Source organism: Acinetobacter sp. AOR18_HL (assembly GCF_027855145.1).
Classification (GTDB): domain Bacteria; phylum Pseudomonadota; class Gammaproteobacteria; order Pseudomonadales; family Moraxellaceae; genus Acinetobacter; species Acinetobacter pittii.
Genome location: NZ_JAKTIG010000017.1, coordinates 72,223 through 89,958, shown reverse-complemented (window position 1 = coordinate 89,958; position 17,736 = coordinate 72,223). Strand labels below are relative to the sequence as shown.

Below are 17,736 nucleotides of genomic sequence, written 5' to 3'. Positions count from 1 at the left end.
ATGAATATTGAAATCCGCACAGATAAAAACATCCATAACAGCGAACGTTTAATTACTTATGTACGTGCAGAACTTACTCAAGAATTCCAACGTCATAGCGAACGTATTACGCATTTTTCGGTTCATTTTAGTGATGAAAATGGGGACAAAGGTGGTGACAAAGATATCCACTGTATGATTGAAGCGCGTCCTTCAGGTTTGAAACCAGTTGCAGTACATCATAAAGCAGGAAATATTGACGCCTCGATTCATGGCGCGATTGAAAAATTAAAACGTAGCCTTGAACATACTTTTGAGAAAAAAGAACACCCGAGAGGTGGTCAACCAGAATTCATTGATGATGAAGTTTAATTTAAAATCCTAAAAAGCCCTTCGGGGCTTTTTTTATATTTAATGAAAATAAAACTATTCACAACATTAGGTTTGCAATGCGATGCAATCAACCTCTAAAATCTTCAGAAGAGATTAGGCATAATAGCCCTAATATATTTTTGAGAGATGGTCATGTTAACCACCCAGCAGCAAGCTTTAATTAAAGCCATAGAAGAATTAGAACTCGCGCAAGTGCAAAAATTACTTGCTGAAGGACTTGATCCGAACTTTATTGATCCGGAACAAGGACCACCTGTATCAATCATTTGTGATGGAATTTTTAAATGGTGGGAAGATGTATCAGAAGCTTATGAAGCGGGTACACCACTATCAAAAGAAGAAAAACAACAATCATTACAGGTTTACCTCGATATACTCGAAGCGTTGATTCAAGCCAAAGCGAATGTACACCTTTGGGATGCAGAAGAGTTTTATGGTCCTTTATGGGATGCAGCAAGCTCGGCATGTGCGCCAGCCGTTCAACGTTTATTAAATGAAAAAGTTGATCCAAATACACGTGATGAAGAAGGACTCACTATTTTATCTTCAATCAGTCAGTTGTTCTTTGATTGTGACTTTGATGAAATAGATTGGTCAGAAGCGCTTCAAGAAGAGCGTGAAACATTAGAGTTATTGCGCCAACATGGGGCAAAAATGTCAAAAGAACTAACTACTTGATTGGATAATAGAATGAGAACATTTCAAATTTTAACTTTTGCTTTGACCACTGTTGCCGCAGGAAGTACTTTTGCTGCAGAGTTCTCTTTTGACCGTCCAGGTGCTGGCTTTGGAACAGGGATTACTCCAGTTGGTAAATTGGCTTGGGAACAAGGTTTGCCAAGTGCAACTTATACAGAGTCAACGGTTGATGGCGTCAAAGAAAAAACCGTAACTGTAAATGAAGATATGTTATTCCGTACCGGTTTAGCCGACGGCTTGGAATTACAATTAGGTTGGCAAGGTCCAGCATGGACTCAAACTAAACGTGCTGGTAAAAAACATGACACGTCAGGCTTTGGTGATGTCAGCATCGGTTTGAAAAAAGCAATTGATCTAAACGATGAAAACTTATCAATGGCTGTGTTAGCTGAAGCGATCATTGCCACTGGAAATGATGAATTTACTGCACATGACGATATTTATAGCTTAAGTTCAGCAGTCGCTTATAAATATAATGACTTAGTCGGCACATCAATTACCATGCGCTACGAAGTACAAAATAGTAACTGGGCAGTAACTGCAATCCCGACGATTGATTATAAAATCGCAGGTAAGTTGTCAGGTTATTCTGAGTTCATTTACCGTAAAGCTGAAAGCCAAGACTACGAATATGGTTTAGGGACAGGTTTAGTATACGCCGTAAATGATCGTACCCAGCTCGATGCAAGTATCGGGGTTGATTTAGAGGGTCAAGACAAGAGCTACAACGGTGGCTTAGGCGTGGCATTCTTGTTCTAATCGAAGCAATTTAAATTTATGTTAATGAAAAAGCTTATTCATCAGGGAATTCTTTATTTTCTAGCAGTTGCTGTTTGTGTGTTTAGCCAGTTGGTTTCTGCGCAAGATAAGCTACTCTCACCCGAACAAGCTTTTTCATTTTCGGTTGAATCTTCTGAGCCGCATACTGCGAGTTTGTCTTGGCAGATTCAGCCAAATTACTATCTTTATCAGCATAAATTTTCTGTACAACAAGGTACTCAACCTTTAACTTTAAAGTTACCTAAAGCGGTTGCCCAATATGATGAAAATTATGGGCAAAGTCAGGTTTACTACCATCAAGTTAATTTCCAAATTAAGACTAAGCCTTCAGAGCACTATAGTGTGACTTGGCAGGGCTGTGCCAAAGACCGTATTTGTTATCCACCCCAGACCATTGAGTTTCAAACCGATGCAGATGGCTTGGTGGGTGTACAAAACCAAGCAGGAACAGCGCCAAAACGATTACTAGATTTAGCGAATACACAATCCGACACTTCCTCGAGTTCAGAATCTTTAGAAAAAGAGCAGAGTACAGAGACAGCAGCTGATACAACTACACCTCAAATTGCACAAGATCAGATCTGGTCAGCTAAATTAATTGAACACTCGCTTTGGTATGGAGTTTTATTATTTTTAGGTTTAGGCATGTTGCTCGCATTTACACCATGTTCTTTACCGATGCTTCCTATTTTAACTTCACTGATCATTCGCGAACATAAAGGTTTAAAGGCTTGGACCATTGCGCTTACTTTTGTATGTAGCATGGCATTAGTTTATGCAGGCTTGGGTTTAATTGCTTCTTCGGCAGGCTTAAATTTCCAACGCTGGTTACAACAGCCAGCAACTTTAATTGCTTTTAGTTTGCTGTTTATTGTTTTTGCTCTGAACTTATTTGGTTTGTTTGAGCTTCGTTTACCTCAGACATGGTTAAACCGACTTGACCGTATTCAGTCAATGCAACAAGGCGGTACTTTGGTCGGTGCTGGGGTTATGGGTGTCGTTTCTGCGCTTTTGGTGGGTCCTTGTATGACCGCACCTCTCGCTGGAACTTTATTATTTATTTCTCAAACACAAAACCAATGGCAAGGTGCTTTGCTTTTATTCTGCCTAGGTTTTGGAATGGGAATTCCACTACTGCTTGCAAGTATTTTAGGGGCAAAATTCTTGCCTAAAGCAGGCGACTGGATGCATCAGATTAAAGTGATTTTTGCTTTTCTGATGTTGGGTTTAAGCCTCTACTTTATTCGTCCTTTATTGCCAGATTTGGGTATGCAAGTGCTTAGCCTCGTATTAGGCCTTGCTTTTATAGGCTATGCTGTTTATCAGTTTTTCTGGAAAAAAGGGCAACTACAATGGCTCTACGCGATTTTATTATTAATCGTTACACCTTTTGTAGCCTATAACCAATATCAACATATTCAAAATCGAACTTTGCAAAGTTCTGCCCACATGGCCGAGTGGCATATTGCAACAACAGCAGCGGACTTTGAAAAATTTCTAGCGGCAGCGCCTACTGATCGGGCTATTGTGGTTGATGTCTATGCAGATTGGTGTGTTGCTTGCCAACCGATTGAGCACCGTATTTTAAAAGCACCTGAGGTTCAATCTGCTCTTGCACCTTATTATTTAATTAAGCTTGATTTGAGCCATTATGACCAGTCGCATGAAGCACTACTCAAGCAGTGGAATATTTTAGGACCACCGACCTATTTATTTTTAAGTCCAGAGCAAAAAGAGATTCGTGCTTTACGTTTAACGGGCGCTTTTAGTCAGCAAGAGCTTTTGCAGCAACTTGCGAGTTTGGCAAAATTCAAAGAATCATAAGGTATCGATAGCTTCTGTCTGATGAAATGTACGTACCTGATTACGTCCTGAAGCTTTTACCGCATAGAGAGCTTGGTCTGCCTGTCGAATAACCAGATAAGGATCTTGTGCAAAAGCTGAACTGCTTATTCCAAAACTTGCACTAATATGAATAGGATTATTTTGGGCGCTACAAACAGGTAATTCTTGTAAAGCACAGCGACAACGCTCAGCAATTTTTTCAGCTTGAATAATATCGGTGTGGGGGAGTAATAAAATAAATTCTTCTCCACCAAATCGACCAATAATATCCTCGCTACGCAAATTCTCAGAAAGACATTGAGCAATTTCAATTAAGACCTGATCACCTTGGTGGTGGCCGTATATATCATTAATTTTTTTAAAATGATCGATATCAAGAAGTACCACAGCATAATCAAATTGTTGTTGGTGTAGCGACTCCAAATGCATGTTTAAACTACGTCTATTTAATACATTAGTTAATGGGTCGATTTGGCTTAAACGTTGAATATAAGTTTCTCGCTGACGCCATTGGGTGAGTAATATTTCAAATAAAACAAAACAGGCCAATAAAATAGGCATAATAAAAAAAGCCATACTTCCTAACCAGAAAGAATTGGTTTGGGCATGATCCATGGCTCTAAAATTAAATAAAGGTGCATACGCTAAAGCACCTGTCATACTTAAATATGTACATACAGTTAAAATAATTGTGGCAGGTACAAGAGCGCTATAAACAATTTTACGGTCAAATAACACCAGACCCACCCCAATCGTACCCACATAACCGACCATAGTGGCAGGGCTGATACTGCCAATTAAATATCCATCATGACATAGCATAAGTGCAAAGAACTGCACGCTAATGAAAGGAATAATTCGTTGAGCCCATTCATCATTTTTGTAGCGGTAACATGGAATAATCAAAAGGACTAATAAAAATAAGGTAAATAAATTGAGCCAGATTTGTGATTCAACTAAAGGCAGATTTGCCCATTGCCAAACACTTGGTGTAATTAAAATATAGCCTTTCCATAAAATCCAACTGAAATTCATTGCGCAAGCAAGTGTGAGCATCAGTGCGCTTTTTTGTAATGGCGTCCAGTTGATGATGTGATTATTGTGGATGAAATCGATTATCACCTGTTTTGTTCTATGTATTGGATGAGTGATTAAACGATTTTTCATAATAAATAAGGGCTCCTAAATATAGATGCCTCTTTGTTAGACTATCCTAAAATTGGATTGTTTCAATAATTTATATTTTAAACATAACATGATTTTCAATTTATATATGATGACTTTTTATAAAGAAAATGATGTGAAAAGTTTTGAGGCCTATTCACATCATTTATAAATAAATTAAGTTTTATCAAGCTCATGGGCAAATTCAGCAATATCTGCCAATGCTTGTCTAGCTTCATCAAACCATGCATTAAACATCTGGAAGTTATGCCACATGCCCGTATAAAGTTTGAATTGAACTTTAACGCCAGCATCTTCAGCTTTTTCTCTAAAACGCTTGGCATCGTCTAATAAGATTTCTTTAGAACCCACTTGAACCAAAGTTGGTGGTAGGCCATGCAAGTCATCGAAGATAGGGGAAACACGCGGGTCGTCGGCTGCGATGTGATTGCCTATATAGTACTGAGTGCCTGTTTGTAGTGCCTCAATTGATAATAAAGCATCATGTTTTTTGTTAAACCGAAGAGACTCACTCGTGAGTGTTAAATCCAAAAATGGAGACAACAAGATCAGGCCACTCGGCATGAGTTCAGGTTGTTCTTTTAAACGTAAGCAAAGTGCTAACGCTAAATTTGCCCCGCATGAATCACCCGATAAAATAATATCTTTCGGCTGAATACCTTGTACCACCAAAGACTGATAGATGTCATATAGGGCTTCAGTTGCCTCAGGGTAAGGATGTTCAGGTGCAAGCGGATAGTCCACATGAATAATCTGCATTTGAGTACGGGCAGCTAAATCCGTCATAAAAGCATGATGTGTTTTGACACTACCAAGGAAAAAAGCACCGCCGTGAATGTGAAAAATCAGTTGAGTTGCAGAATCTTGCGGTTTGATTTCTTCACCTTTAATACCTGCTAGTCGAATCGGGCGCACGGAAACATTTTTTTGTCGTGGGAAAGCACGACACATCTGATCTAGCACAGGACGTAAGGCAGTAGCCGGCAAATTTAGCTGGCTTGGCTTGCGAATTGTTGTTTTAAGAAAAGTTTCTGTAAAATAATATTTCCAAACATTTGATATATTCATATAGCATCCATTTTTATGCTAGTTTCTTGTTTTCTTGTAAATTTTATTTTGCAAGATTACAAGGTTACACGAAACAGTCACATTCAAAAATTGCAATATCTTTGCGACTTCTGAATACTGAAAATCTTGAAAGACCCAAGGATATTACAAAAATGAAAAAGATTGCTTTAGCTTTAGGACTCATTGGTATGGCTGCATTTGCCAATGCGGCTGATTCACTCAATGGAACGGTATGGAAAACGATTGATGATCAGACCAACAAGCCAAAAGCCGTAGTGAAATTTACGGAACAGAAGGACGGAACCTTAACTGCAACCATTCAGAACATTTTGACACCGGGTGAAGAAAACGCTTGTACAAAATGTGAAGGTCCGTACAAAAACAAACCGCTTAAAGGTGTCACCATTGTACATAATTTAAAAAATGTAGGTGGTAACAGTTATGAAAACGGTACGATTTTAGACCCAAAATCAGGTAAAACTTACAAACTGAAAGGTGAGTTAACCGATGGCGGCAAAAAGCTTAAATTACGTGGTTATATTGGCGTTTCTGCACTTGGTCGTAACCAAACGTGGATTCGCGCGAACTAAAAGTTTTAATAAAAAAACGAGCCAAATGGCTCGTTTTTTTAGGCTTGAATATTTTGATAGGCGGTTTCATCAAAACCCACAATAAAACCCTGTGAAGTTTTTAAAACAGGTCTTTTAATCAAACTTGGTTGAGCAATGAGTGCTTCAATCAGGTGATCTTCACTGCTTAGAGCACGATTTTGTTCTTCTTCTGAAAGCTTGCGCCAAGTCGTTCCTTTTTTGTTGAGAACGGTATCTTTTCCAATTTCTTTTAACCAGATTTTTAAAGTATCTGCATCAATGCCTTGTTTTTTATAATCATGAAAATCATAGTTAAGCCCTTTAGCCTGTAAGGCATCAAATGCTTTTTTCATTGAGTTACAGTTTTTAATTCCATAAATTTTTAACATTTTATCGGACCATGTCAAAAAGAGAGAGCACACAGCCTAACCCAAAATGCTTTTAAGCACTACTTTATACCGATACTTTTAAAACAAATGAAAATTAATGATTAATCGAAAGAGAAATGTCATGTTATTGTCATAAGATAAGGTAATAATGAGCTTAATAAGAAGAAGTTAAAACTAAAAGAACTTAGCGCAAAATAAGAGACAGAAAAGAGAAAACCCGCATTTAATCATCCTGATCATGCGGGTCTCATTTCAACGTCCAATGTCACATCCTTGCAAATAAACTTATCATAAGTTTATTTTATCTTCCTACGGCGTCCTATCCTTTTGCGTCATCCTGACTGCTTCCCTGTGCCGTGGGGCTATAATGCCGTTAAAGCTGTGTAAGAAAAATACTCAAAAACGACATATGCTGTAAGCGAAAACGACAATGTAAGTGAACGAGTGTTCACTTATTCTTGAATTTTATAGTCGATAATAACGGGTGCATGGTCGCTAAACCATTGATCTTTATAAACCCATGCGTTAATTGTACGTGCTTTCCAGTCTGGTGAGCATGCATGGTAGTCAATACGCCACCCTACATTTTTTGCACGAGCTTGACCGCGATTTGACCACCATGAATAAAGTTCTGCTTCTTCGCGAACTACACGGAAGGTATCCACATAGCCAAGTTCATCGTAAATATGGTCAAGCCATGCGCGCTCATGTGGTAAACAACCAGATGATTTCTGGTTACCTGACCAGTTTTTGATATCAATACGTTTATGAACAATGTTGTAGTCACCACAAATGATGACTGACTTGTTTTCATCACGCCATTGTTTCAAGATTTTTGCGTATTCACCTAAAAATAAATCTTTACGTGCTTGCGCTTCTTCACCACTTGAGCCCGAAGGTAAGTATAATGATGCAATATGTACCGGATGTGACAAACCTAAATCGAATTCCGCGGAAATAAAGCGGCCTTGACTGTCAGCCAGTTCAAACCCTAAACCATCTTTAACTGAGACGAAGGGTAGGCGGCTATATATTGCAGTCCCCGCGTAACCTGCACGCTCTGCTGGAAAGAGATGGGTATGCCATCCTTCGGGTCTAAATTTTTCAGTCCATTGTTCATGGGTAATGCGGCTTTCCTGCATGCATACGACATCGGCATCTGATTGTTCTAACCATTCAAGTAAGCCTTTCGTTACTGAAGAACGTAAGCCATTTACGTTAATGGAAACGACTCGAAGAATTTTTACATCACTTGGATACTGATCCTTTGGTATCATGCGAAAATTTAACCTCAATTGTGAATTTGGAGCACCTCATGACAACGCCTGTGTCATTTCACCCGCAAGCATTTATCGAACTCGCATTATCACGCGGTGTGCTTAAATTTGGTGAGTTTACTTTAAAATCTGGACGCGTGAGTCCTTATTTTTTTAATGCAGGCCTACTCAACGATGGTGAAGCTTTATCTCTTTTAGCGCAAGGCTATGCTGATAAATTAACACAATGTGAAAATGTTGATGTGATTTTTGGACCAGCTTACAAAGGTATTCCTTTTGTAGCAGCGACTGCTGTTGCTTTGTCTCAAGTCCATAACAAAAGTGTGCCATGGGGCTTTAACCGTAAAGAAGCAAAAGATCATGGTGAAGGCGGTGTATTAGTTGGTGCTGCGGTTGAAGGTAAAAAAGTCTGGATTATTGACGACGTAATTACCGCAGGTACAGCGATTCGCGAAGTGGTAACAATTTTGAAAAATGCTGGTGCAACTATTGCGGGTGTGTTGGTTGCGCTAGATCGTCAAGAACGTGGTCAAGGTGAACTTTCCGCAATTCAGGAAGTTCAAAAAGAATTAGAAATTCCTGTACACGCACTCATTACCATGAAAGATTTAATGGATTATTTGGAAGCGAAAGGTGAAAAAGAAGCGCTAGCAAATATGCAAGCGTATCGTGAAAAATATGGTATCTAAGTCTATATTGAATTGAAAAAAGGAAGCGATGGCTTCCTTTTTCATTTATTAGAGGATTAAATTTTATATATTCCATCTCAATACTAATATAACTGAATTATTTAAATATCTTTATAAAGCATTCAATTTTAGCGTTAATCTTGTAAAATCTAAACATGATAAAAAAAGAGCAGCTATCACATTGGCAAGGTCAGATGGCTATTGGTTTGGGTTACGGTTATTTTTGTGGACAAGCAGGAGATAACAGACCACATCGACATCTTGCGCATCAGATCACTTTTCCCCTCGATCCACTACAATCTATGCAGATTATTGGATACGAGCAGTTACATACGGGTATGGGTTTTTTCATTCCAGCAAATACTGTTCATCAGTTACAGAAAGGCAAGTATTGCTCGATTTATTTGGATGGAACTTATTATTTAGGGCAGGCTATACATCAATTTTTTGCCTCAACTTCTCAGATACAAATACTGCCAACAACGCTTCTGGAGCAATTGCGGCTTTATTTTTTGCATACTAATAATATTACCAAAGCCTTTGCTCAATTACAGTGCTATTTTGATTGTATGGTAGCTAGTGAACGTGCTCAATTAATGAATGGCTATATCTATCAACATCTATTATATAATTATGTTCCTTCACGTCAGGAGCTGGCGGCGTTACATCACTTATCTGAAAGTCGTCTAGCACATTGGTTCAATTCCCATTTTGGTATTTCATTACGTAGTTATCGCAAGTGGTTACGCTTGATTATTGCACTTAAAAATCTACATGAAGAAAATAATTTAACTGCAGCAGCGTATCAGAGTGGCTTTACCGATCAAGCGCATTTTTCTAGAACCTGTATGCAAATGTTTGGCATACAACCTTCGGCTGTCAAAAACATTCAAAACAAGATGATTTTGTTGCCTGAGTCTTAAGTAAATTCACTTTTTTAAATAAAATATAGCCGTTTTATTCAATTTAAACATCAAACAATCCTGCATGGTAGTGATCAATCTAAATAGAGGACATCATCATGCTAAAGTATAGTCATTTTTTAATACGTTATTTGAGTTATCCGATTTTATCTGTTACCACCTTAGCAATAGTATTATTGATGGCTTATCAAAAAATACCCTATTGGCCATCCGCACTAGTATGCATTGTATCCATTAGCGCTATGGTTGCAATGTTAGAGCGCTTTTTGCCATATCAGCAAAAATGGTTACATGATCAAGACGATACATTCACTGACATTTTTCATGCGATTTTTAATGTAGCACTTATTCTAATAACCGCAACAATTTTACAATTTATCCTTAAATTCGAGTTTTTTTCTAAATTATGGCCTATTCAATGGCCAATATGGGTACAATTTTTACTGGTGGGGATAATTATCGATTTTGGTTTATGGTATATGCATAAACTGAGTCATCGTCGGCGCTGGTTGTGGAAATTACATGCCATTCATCATCAACCTAAACGCTTATATTGGTTAAATGGTGAAAAACGTCATCCATTAAGTGCGATTGCACTAGCAACACCTAGTTTATTGGTGTTAACGATATTAGGGGCACCAACCTTGCTGATAGGTTGTTGGCTAACCTTTACTGCGGTACATTTAAGTTTTCAACACGCCAACTTAGACTATCGGGCAGGGCCATTAAAACATGTATTTGCTGTTGCTGAAGTACATCGTTGGCACCATAAACAGGGCTTTGGCAGTAAAAATTTTGCCGAGGTTTTTGTGATTTGGGATCATATTTTTGGCACTTTTCACTACGAAGAAAAAGCAGTTTCCGCAGATAGTTTGGGCATTCGTACCCCTATATCGAATCGATATTTCAAGCAGTTGTTGTGGCCATTTAAAAAATAGCTGTAATCATAATTCTTGGACTATGAAATGGTCTAATTAAATCATCAATAACTTTAGAATTATCAGGTATTGATGATTTAAATTTTCATGGATAGAAGTTGAAGTAACTAAACGACAAACTGAAGGGTTGGTGAGAAATCACAGCAAATGCCAATTGGTATATGACTTTTAATTTTAAAAAGTACCGTGCTGAGCTATCTAGAGTTTAGCCTTATTTAATAGTTCATTTAACATAATGGCGAATCTGCGAAATCTTTCTCATCACACTTTCTACACTCTAGCATCATGCCTAATTTCTCTTTGCATCCTTGTTCAGTCATCCCAAAGGTGAAAAAGAAGCGTTTGCAAACATGCAAGCTTATCGCGAAAAATACGGTATCTAAAAAGAAAAAGGCATACCTCTAAATAGGGGTATGCCTTTTTAATATTTACTTAAAACTGATAATTCAAACGCAATAACACATTACGTGGTGTGCCTGGCATACTGTCTGAACGCCAATACTCTTTATTGGTTAGATTATTCACCGCAAGTGTGACATTCCATGGGTCTGCACTATAGCCAATCGCTGCATCGACACGGTTAAAGCCTTCCATTTTTACTTGATTATTAAGATTTGGATAATAAGACCCGACATAGGTCACGCCCACCTCGGTATACCACTGCTCGGTTGGTAAATAACGAACAAATAAATTACCTGTATTCTTAGATGTGTTGGCTAAATAGTTACCTTCTTGTTCAGGCTTTTGTTTATCTTCTTTCACTTTTGCATCTGTGTAGCCATAACCACCACGGACAAAGACATTATCAAGTACGCGGCCAATAAAGCTAAATTCAAGACCACGAGATTGATGCTGACCCGCAGTTGCCCATACTTCTGGTTGCTCATTAGGATTTGGTTTATAGCGGATATTATTTTTACGAATATCAAAGATAGAAAATTGAGTATTTAAACGATTATCTAACCATTCGCTTTTTACCCCAACTTCATATTGCTCGTTATATTGAGGCTCTTTATCCATTTTTGTAACATCGGTGCTTCCAGTAACTTGGTTAACACCCATTTGTCCGCCAAATGGTGCAAAGCTTTTAGAGTACGACGCGTAAAAGCTATGTTCCGGAAGCGGTTGCCACACTAAACCAACATTTGGGCTAAAGCTGCCATCTTTTACATTACGGTGTTCTTTAGTCAGCTTGTTGGTGGTTGAAAAGTCAAAGTAATCGTAGCGCACACCCAGCATGAGTTTAAGTTGGTCATTTAGACCAATTAAATCTTGAATAAATACGCCGTAAGTTGTGCCTTCATTATAGTTGTGCTGTTTCATCACTAGTGGGCCACTGCCACGACTATACTCTCGTTCCCCTGTGATCGGATTGACGTAGCCGTAAATAGATCCATCTTTGGTAGCGTTCGCTAGACGTGGCTCTCGTTGCTCATAAGTCCAGTCTGTACCCACCATAATTTGGTGTTCAAGCGAGCCTGTTTTGAACTTGCCCTTAATATCAAAGGTATTGGTGGTGGTCTTATTGCTGGTTTGTTGCCAGTAGTAAATTTGGTCGACGTAACCTTTTTTAGTACAAGACTCATTCTTTGAGTTTTTACCATCTAAACCACAATAAGTTCCAAAATAAAAGTGGTCAAAGTTTTGTTCTGCTTGTCGGTAACTTGCTGCCCAGTGAAAGTTCCAATCAGGCGCATATTGATAATTCACATCGGTGCGGACCACTTGCAAAATATCATCAACATAATCGCCGTCTTGAGCAAATCCCATTTTGATCGAAGTTTCCGCAGGCAGAATGTCACGTGATGGTCCGCGATCAGGTACACGACCTAATTTGTCATAGGTATATTGTGTGGTCCAAGTGAGTGTTCCATCGTCATTTTTATAAGTGAAACTTGGTGAAAACATTTCAATCTTATTTTCAATACTAGAGCGGAAGCTGCCTGACTCGCCATATTCTCCAGTTAAACGTACTGCTAAATTGTCATTAAGTACTTGGTTGATGTCAGCCGTTGTTCCGTAGTTATCATATGAACCAGCATACGCACCAACTGAACTTTTAGAGTTAAAATTGGCGAACTTACTCACCATATTCACAACACCGCCGCCAGCACTACGGCCATATAAAACAGAGGCGGGGCCTTTTAAAATTTCAATACGTTCGATATTTGCTGTACTACGACGTACTTGTCCGCTTTCACGTATGCCATCACGGTAAATATCACCTGTATCGGCACCAAAGCCACGAATCGTGATCCCATCACCGCGCATATCATAACTGGTTGATACCCCTGGGGTGCCTTGCAGCATAACGCTTAAATCATTTGATCCATAAATTTTATATTTCTGAACATCAATCGTATCAACGGTTTGAGGAATATCTTTTTTATCTAAACCATTACGTGTGACATTGGCTTTGTCATAGTCGATATAACTTTTAATCGGATCGAGCTCACTCATGGCCTCAATTTTTATGGTGGGCATGGTGGCCGCTACTTTTGATGAGTCAGTCACATCTTCTGCATAGGCACCTTGAATATTCAAGATCATTAAACTGAGTAAGCTCAGCGGGAAAAGACGCTTCATTTGGGGAGATGGTATAGAAATTCTTAACATAAAAATAAAATCAATTAACAAAAATAAAAGTATAAATGATAATTATAATCATTTAATTGTTTAGAATAAAAGAACTATTATCTTAAAAAATGACATATTTATTTTTTAATAACTGATTTTTAATAAGTTAATTAGCAAATTAAACGAATTGTATGAGTTGACTCATTAGTTTTTCTTGTTAATTGGGTTTTAAAGGGGGCTTTTCATCGATTAAAAGCACCCTTTTGGAATTACGCGTTATTTTTGAGAACATCTAAAATATCCATTTCTGGATCATAATTTTCATCAATTGTTTTGCAAATTGCTTGTCCCACAATGACATGCGTGCCATTAAAGGTCATAGTGGGTGCTTCATATAACTCCCAACCATGATTCAGAGCTTTAGTCACTCGTGCACAAAAAGCAGAGTCATCGGGGCCAGTTAAATAGCGATAAAGTTTCATGTTTACCCTTTAAAAATAATATTTTATGATCATAGTTTAACTGAATTTACCTTAGTTCAAGATAAAGAAATAACCGATAAGGTTTTACTGAAATTAAGAAAAACCAGTGAAAAATCTCAGTTATACTCATGCTAATTTAAATTTTAAGAAGAGCTTGAGCATGCGTGTACTTGTCGTCATGGATCCGATTGAAACCGTAAACCTTAAAAAGGATTCAACCATGGCAATGTTGTGGACGGCGAGCCGTCGTGGACATGAATTAGGTTATGCATTACAACAAGATTTATATATCGATCAAGGCAAAGCTTACGGCCTCATTTCACCGTTAAAGGTGTTCGAAGATTACAACCATTACTATGAGTTAGGCGAAAAGAAAAAAGAATCTATCGCGGCTTACGATGTTGTGCTCATGCGTAAAGATCCGCCATTTGACATGAATTTTGTCTACACGACTTACGTGCTTGAGCAAGCTGAACGCGAAGGCTCCTGGATTATTAACAAGCCTCAATCACTGCGTGATTGTAATGAAAAACTCTTTGCAACGCAGTTTCCAGAACTACAAGTGCCTACACTTGTGACATCTCAACAAAGTTTAATTCGTGAATTTATTAAAGAACATGGCGATGTGATTGTTAAGCCACTTGATGGTATGGGTGGTATGGGCATTTTCCGTTTATACCAAGACGGTGTAAATATTGGTTCTACATTGGAAATGCTGACAGAATTAGGTACTCGTCCAATTATGGCTCAGCGCTACATTCCTGAAATTGTAGAAGGGGATAAGCGTATTTTAATGGTAAATGGCGAACCTATTCCTTACTGCCTAGCTCGTATTCCACAAAATGGTGAAGTGCGCGGTAACTTAGCAGCAGGTGGTTTAGGTCAAGCGCGTCCGCTTACTGAAAATGATAAGCAGATTGCAGCGAAAATCGGGCCTTTCTTACGTGAAAAAGGATTGGTTTTTGTAGGCTTAGATGTGATTGGTAATTATGTCACTGAAATTAATGTCACTAGTCCAACCTGTATCCGCGAAATTGATGCTCAATTTGGTACATCAATTGCCGATGATCTATTTGATGTATTAGAAGCTGGCCGTACAGCTTAATTATTTATTTCAGGTGATTTTCAGTGGTATTTATTGGAAATCACCTGAAAATATATGAATTAATAAAATAACAATACTAAATACACCACAGCTTTGTAGGCATATTTTCAAAAAAGCACATCTTTCTGTTATAAACGAGTGAAATTAGCTTTTCGTTAATGAAGCTTTAGGATTAAAATAAACGGCTACAAAAATAGATGACAATTTCCATTGTTTTTTGAGTTGAAGAATTAGACCGTGACCGATTCACAGCAAAGCAAACCCAAACATGTCATGATGATGGCTGCCGGTACAGGTGGACATGTTTTTCCAGCCCTCGCCGTAGCCAAACAACTTCAACAACAAGGTTGTCAGGTTTCATGGTTAGCCACGCCAACAGGTATGGAAAATCGGTTATTAAAAGATCAAAATATTCCAATATATCAAATTGATATCCAAGGTGTTCGTGGCAATGGATTAGTCCGTAAAGTTGCTGCACCTTTTAAAATTTTAAAAGCCACTTTTAGTGCAATGCGCTATATGAAACAACTTAAAGTTGATGCGGTTGCAGGCTTTGGTGGTTATGTAGCTGGTCCAGGTGGTTTAGCCGCACGTTTGTTAGGCATTCCTGTACTTATTCACGAGCAAAATGCAGTTGCAGGTTTTACCAATGCACAGTTATCTCGTGTTGCTAAAGTGGTGTGTGAAGCATTTCCAAATACCTTTCCTGCTGGTGGAAAAGTTGTAACCACAGGAAACCCTGTGCGTCGTGAAATCACTGATATTTTAAGCCCAAAGTGGCGCTATGATGAGCGTGAGCAAGCAGGCAAGCCTTTAAATATTTTAATTGTGGGCGGGTCTTTAGGTGCCAAAGCACTCAATGAACGCTTACCTCCAGCATTAAAACAATTACAAGTTCCACTCAATATTTTTCACCAGTGTGGTCAGCAACAAGTTGAGGCAACTCAAGCACTTTATGCAGATGCACCAGCTAATTTAACTGTACACGTTTTGCCATTTATTGAAGATATGGCAAAAGCTTATAGTGAGGCAGATTTAATTATTTGCCGAGCTGGAGCACTCACGGTAACAGAAGTTGCAACAGCAGGTGTAGCCGCAGTTTTTGTACCACTCCCTATAGCAGTTGATGACCATCAAACTGCAAATGCCAAATTTCTGGCGGATGTCGGTGCTGCGAAAATTTGTCAGCAATCGACCATGACACCAGATGTTTTAAATGAATTGTTCACTTCGCTGATGAACCGCCAATTACTTACTGAAATGGCAGTGAAAGCGCGTCAACATGCCCAACCAAATGCGACTCAGCATGTGGTTGATCTTATCCAAAAAATGTAATCGGATTTACTATGTCTCCATCAACAGCTGCGAACCAAGCAAAAAAACTGATTAAAGTGCCTGAAATGCGCCGTATCAAACACATTCATTTTGTGGGGATCGGTGGCGCTGGGATGTGTGGCATTGCAGAGGTTTTGGGTAACCAAGGCTATAAAATTTCCGGTTCAGACATTAAAGCGTCTAAAACTACAGAACAATTAGAGAAAAATGGCATCAAAGTTTATATTGGCCATCAACCGGAAAATATTAAAAATGCCAATGTGCTTGTAGTTTCTACAGCAATTGATCCGGAAAATCCGGAAATTAAAGCTGCAATTGAACAGCGTGTTCCAATTGTACGTCGTGCAGAAATGCTAGGCGAGCTTATGCGTTACCGTCACGGCATTGCTGTGGCTGGTACACATGGTAAAACCACAACTACAAGTCTTTTGACGACAATGTTGGCTGAAGAAAACCTTGATCCAACTTATGTTATTGGTGGCTTACTTAACAGTACAGGCGTAAATGCAGCTTTAGGGGAAAGTCGTTTTATCGTAGCTGAAGCTGATGAATCAGACGCATCTTTCCTTTATTTGCAACCAATGGCAGCGATTGTAACCAATATCGATGCTGACCATATGGATACCTATGAAGGTAGCTTTGATAAATTAAAAGATACGTTTGTACAGTTTCTTCATAACTTACCATTTTATGGCTTGGCTGTCGTTTGTGGTGATGATGCGAACATTCGTGAAATTCTGCCGCGTGTAGGCCGTCCGGTCATTACTTATGGCTTTAATGAAGATAATGACATTCGTGCAGTTGATATTGAACAAGATGGTATGCAATCGCACTTCACTGTGTTGCGTAAAGGCCGTGAACCATTGCGTTTAACAATTATTCAACCAGGCTTACATAATGTTTTAAATGCCTTGGCAGCAATTGGTGTTGCCACAGATGAAGGCGTTTCTGATGATGCAATTAGCCGTGCATTAGAAGGATTTAGTGGTGTTGGCCGCCGCTTCCAAGTGCAAGGTGAATTTGAACTTGCTGATGGCAATGTTAAGTTAGTTGATGACTATGGACACCATCCGAAAGAAGTAGAAGCAACTATTAAAGCTGCTCGCCAAAGCCATCCGGACCGTCGTTTGGTTATGTTGTTCCAGCCACACCGTTACTCTCGTACTCGCGATTGTTTTGATGACTTCATTGAAGTGCTCTCTCAAGTCGATCAATTATTATTGTTGGAAGTTTACCCTGCCGGTGAAAAACCTATTGTGGGTGCAGATAGCCGCACTTTAGCGCGTAGTATTCGTTTACGCGGACAAGTAGAACCGATTTTGGTCGATCCGGTTGAAGGTAATTTGCAAAACATCATGCAAAATGTGTTACAACCAAATGACTTGTTATTAACACAAGGTGCGGGTAACGTGGGAGCAATTTCAGTAGAACTTGCACAACACCATTTGTATGTGAAATAAACAAAAAGTATTGAATAATCGG

At 38.8% G+C, this 17,736-nt stretch carries 17 protein-coding genes; 11 read left to right on the top strand and 6 right to left on the bottom strand.

The window, feature by feature from the left end:
• The 4 genes from MKL51_RS04650 to dsbD all read left to right on the top strand — a co-directional run bounded on the left by MKL51_RS04650 (position 1) and on the right by dsbD (position 3,675).
• Positions 1–351: an HPF/RaiA family ribosome-associated protein gene (locus MKL51_RS04650; protein ID WP_001019316.1), complete on the top strand. Its 351-nt coding sequence runs from the start codon at positions 1–3 to the stop codon at positions 349–351.
• Between the two features lie 153 nt (positions 352–504).
• Positions 505–1,050 carry an ankyrin repeat domain-containing protein gene (locus MKL51_RS04645; RefSeq protein ID WP_005066773.1) on the top strand — a complete coding sequence of 182 codons (546 nt, stop codon included), beginning with the start codon at positions 505–507 and terminating at the stop codon, positions 1,048–1,050.
• Positions 1,051–1,062: 12 nt separating this feature from the next.
• On the top strand, positions 1,063–1,830 hold the full coding sequence (locus tag MKL51_RS04640; RefSeq protein ID WP_014207941.1) for a transporter: 768 nt from the start codon (positions 1,063–1,065) through the stop codon (positions 1,828–1,830).
• An 18-nt stretch (positions 1,831–1,848) separates the two neighbouring features.
• On the top strand, positions 1,849–3,675 hold the full coding sequence (dsbD, locus tag MKL51_RS04635) for a protein-disulfide reductase DsbD (RefSeq protein ID WP_017481822.1): 1,827 nt from the start codon (positions 1,849–1,851) through the stop codon (positions 3,673–3,675).
• On the opposite strand, the gene MKL51_RS04630 is transcribed toward dsbD, so the two are convergent.
• Both MKL51_RS04630 and MKL51_RS04625 read right to left on the bottom strand, forming a co-directional pair.
• Positions 3,670–4,863, bottom strand: a complete 1,194-nt coding sequence (locus MKL51_RS04630; protein ID WP_017481821.1) for a GGDEF domain-containing protein — start codon at positions 4,861–4,863, stop codon at positions 3,670–3,672. The two genes, dsbD and MKL51_RS04630, sit on opposite strands and share 6 nt — an antisense overlap.
• A gap of 174 nt (positions 4,864–5,037) precedes the next feature.
• Positions 5,038–5,949 carry an alpha/beta hydrolase gene (locus tag MKL51_RS04625; protein ID WP_017481820.1) on the bottom strand — a complete coding sequence of 304 codons (912 nt, stop codon included), beginning with the start codon at positions 5,947–5,949 and terminating at the stop codon, positions 5,038–5,040.
• A gap of 152 nt (positions 5,950–6,101) precedes the next feature.
• On the opposite strand from MKL51_RS04625, the gene MKL51_RS04620 reads away from it, so the two are divergent.
• Positions 6,102–6,539 carry a DUF2147 domain-containing protein gene (locus MKL51_RS04620; protein WP_002121971.1) on the top strand — a complete coding sequence of 146 codons (438 nt, stop codon included), beginning with the start codon at positions 6,102–6,104 and terminating at the stop codon, positions 6,537–6,539.
• A 38-nt stretch (positions 6,540–6,577) separates the two neighbouring features.
• On the opposite strand, the gene MKL51_RS04615 is transcribed toward MKL51_RS04620, so the two are convergent.
• Complete coding sequence (locus MKL51_RS04615) at positions 6,578–6,928, bottom strand: arsenate reductase (protein WP_002121996.1); 351 nt, start codon at positions 6,926–6,928, stop codon at positions 6,578–6,580.
• 452 nt (positions 6,929–7,380) lie between these two features.
• Positions 7,381–8,205 carry an exodeoxyribonuclease III gene (locus MKL51_RS04610; RefSeq protein WP_017481819.1) on the bottom strand — a complete coding sequence of 275 codons (825 nt, stop codon included), beginning with the start codon at positions 8,203–8,205 and terminating at the stop codon, positions 7,381–7,383.
• 38 nt (positions 8,206–8,243) lie between these two features.
• Between MKL51_RS04610 and pyrE the strand changes: the two genes are divergently transcribed.
• From pyrE to MKL51_RS04595, 3 genes are all read left to right on the top strand, one after another.
• Entirely contained in the window at positions 8,244–8,894 is a 651-nt protein-coding gene (gene pyrE / locus MKL51_RS04605; protein ID WP_000211305.1) for an orotate phosphoribosyltransferase, read from the top strand.
• A gap of 155 nt (positions 8,895–9,049) precedes the next feature.
• Positions 9,050–9,817, top strand: coding sequence for a helix-turn-helix domain-containing protein (locus MKL51_RS04600; protein WP_017481818.1), 768 nt, complete (start codon positions 9,050–9,052; stop codon positions 9,815–9,817).
• Between the two features lie 98 nt (positions 9,818–9,915).
• Complete coding sequence (locus MKL51_RS04595) at positions 9,916–10,755, top strand: sterol desaturase family protein (RefSeq protein ID WP_017481817.1); 840 nt, start codon at positions 9,916–9,918, stop codon at positions 10,753–10,755.
• 432 nt (positions 10,756–11,187) lie between these two features.
• On the opposite strand, the gene MKL51_RS04590 is transcribed toward MKL51_RS04595, so the two are convergent.
• Together MKL51_RS04590 and MKL51_RS04585 are read right to left on the bottom strand one after the other, a co-directional pair.
• Entirely contained in the window at positions 11,188–13,371 is a 2,184-nt protein-coding gene (locus MKL51_RS04590; protein ID WP_031945067.1) for a TonB-dependent receptor, read from the bottom strand.
• Between the two features lie 230 nt (positions 13,372–13,601).
• Positions 13,602–13,814 (bottom strand): DUF1737 domain-containing protein, encoded by a 213-nt coding sequence (locus tag MKL51_RS04585; RefSeq protein WP_002122004.1) that lies wholly within the window; start codon positions 13,812–13,814, stop codon positions 13,602–13,604.
• A gap of 160 nt (positions 13,815–13,974) precedes the next feature.
• Here MKL51_RS04585 and gshB point away from each other — a divergent pair, with 160 nt between their 5' ends.
• From gshB to murC, 3 genes are all read left to right on the top strand, one after another.
• Positions 13,975–14,919 (top strand): glutathione synthase, encoded by a 945-nt coding sequence (gene gshB / locus MKL51_RS04580; RefSeq protein ID WP_017481815.1) that lies wholly within the window; start codon positions 13,975–13,977, stop codon positions 14,917–14,919.
• A 237-nt stretch (positions 14,920–15,156) separates the two neighbouring features.
• On the top strand, positions 15,157–16,254 hold the full coding sequence (gene murG, locus MKL51_RS04575) for an undecaprenyldiphospho-muramoylpentapeptide beta-N-acetylglucosaminyltransferase (protein ID WP_005078668.1): 1,098 nt from the start codon (positions 15,157–15,159) through the stop codon (positions 16,252–16,254).
• 11 nt (positions 16,255–16,265) lie between these two features.
• Positions 16,266–17,714, top strand: a complete 1,449-nt coding sequence (gene murC, locus MKL51_RS04570) for a UDP-N-acetylmuramate--L-alanine ligase (RefSeq protein WP_017481814.1) — start codon at positions 16,266–16,268, stop codon at positions 17,712–17,714.
• Positions 17,715–17,736: the final 22 nt, after the last annotated feature.

What these genes read in the sequence shown, in the direction of transcription:
- MKL51_RS04650 (WP_001019316.1), top strand. Translation starts at nt 1, where the DNA reads ATGAATATTGAAATCCGCACAGATAAAAACATCCATAACAGCGAACGT.
- MKL51_RS04645 (WP_005066773.1), top strand. Translation starts at nt 505, where the DNA reads ATGTTAACCACCCAGCAGCAAGCTTTAATTAAAGCCATAGAAGAATTA.
- MKL51_RS04640 (WP_014207941.1), top strand. Translation starts at nt 1,063, where the DNA reads ATGAGAACATTTCAAATTTTAACTTTTGCTTTGACCACTGTTGCCGCA.
- dsbD (WP_017481822.1), top strand. Translation starts at nt 1,849, where the DNA reads ATGTTAATGAAAAAGCTTATTCATCAGGGAATTCTTTATTTTCTAGCA.
- MKL51_RS04630 (WP_017481821.1), bottom strand. Translation starts at nt 4,863, where the DNA reads ATGAAAAATCGTTTAATCACTCATCCAATACATAGAACAAAACAGGTG.
- MKL51_RS04625 (WP_017481820.1), bottom strand. Translation starts at nt 5,949, where the DNA reads ATGAATATATCAAATGTTTGGAAATATTATTTTACAGAAACTTTTCTT.
- MKL51_RS04620 (WP_002121971.1), top strand. Translation starts at nt 6,102, where the DNA reads ATGAAAAAGATTGCTTTAGCTTTAGGACTCATTGGTATGGCTGCATTT.
- MKL51_RS04615 (WP_002121996.1), bottom strand. Translation starts at nt 6,928, where the DNA reads ATGTTAAAAATTTATGGAATTAAAAACTGTAACTCAATGAAAAAAGCA.
- MKL51_RS04610 (WP_017481819.1), bottom strand. Translation starts at nt 8,205, where the DNA reads ATGATACCAAAGGATCAGTATCCAAGTGATGTAAAAATTCTTCGAGTC.
- pyrE (WP_000211305.1), top strand. Translation starts at nt 8,244, where the DNA reads ATGACAACGCCTGTGTCATTTCACCCGCAAGCATTTATCGAACTCGCA.
- MKL51_RS04600 (WP_017481818.1), top strand. Translation starts at nt 9,050, where the DNA reads ATGATAAAAAAAGAGCAGCTATCACATTGGCAAGGTCAGATGGCTATT.
- MKL51_RS04595 (WP_017481817.1), top strand. Translation starts at nt 9,916, where the DNA reads ATGCTAAAGTATAGTCATTTTTTAATACGTTATTTGAGTTATCCGATT.
- MKL51_RS04590 (WP_031945067.1), bottom strand. Translation starts at nt 13,371, where the DNA reads ATGTTAAGAATTTCTATACCATCTCCCCAAATGAAGCGTCTTTTCCCG.
- MKL51_RS04585 (WP_002122004.1), bottom strand. Translation starts at nt 13,814, where the DNA reads ATGAAACTTTATCGCTATTTAACTGGCCCCGATGACTCTGCTTTTTGT.
- gshB (WP_017481815.1), top strand. Translation starts at nt 13,975, where the DNA reads ATGCGTGTACTTGTCGTCATGGATCCGATTGAAACCGTAAACCTTAAA.
- murC (WP_017481814.1), top strand. Translation starts at nt 16,266, where the DNA reads ATGTCTCCATCAACAGCTGCGAACCAAGCAAAAAAACTGATTAAAGTG.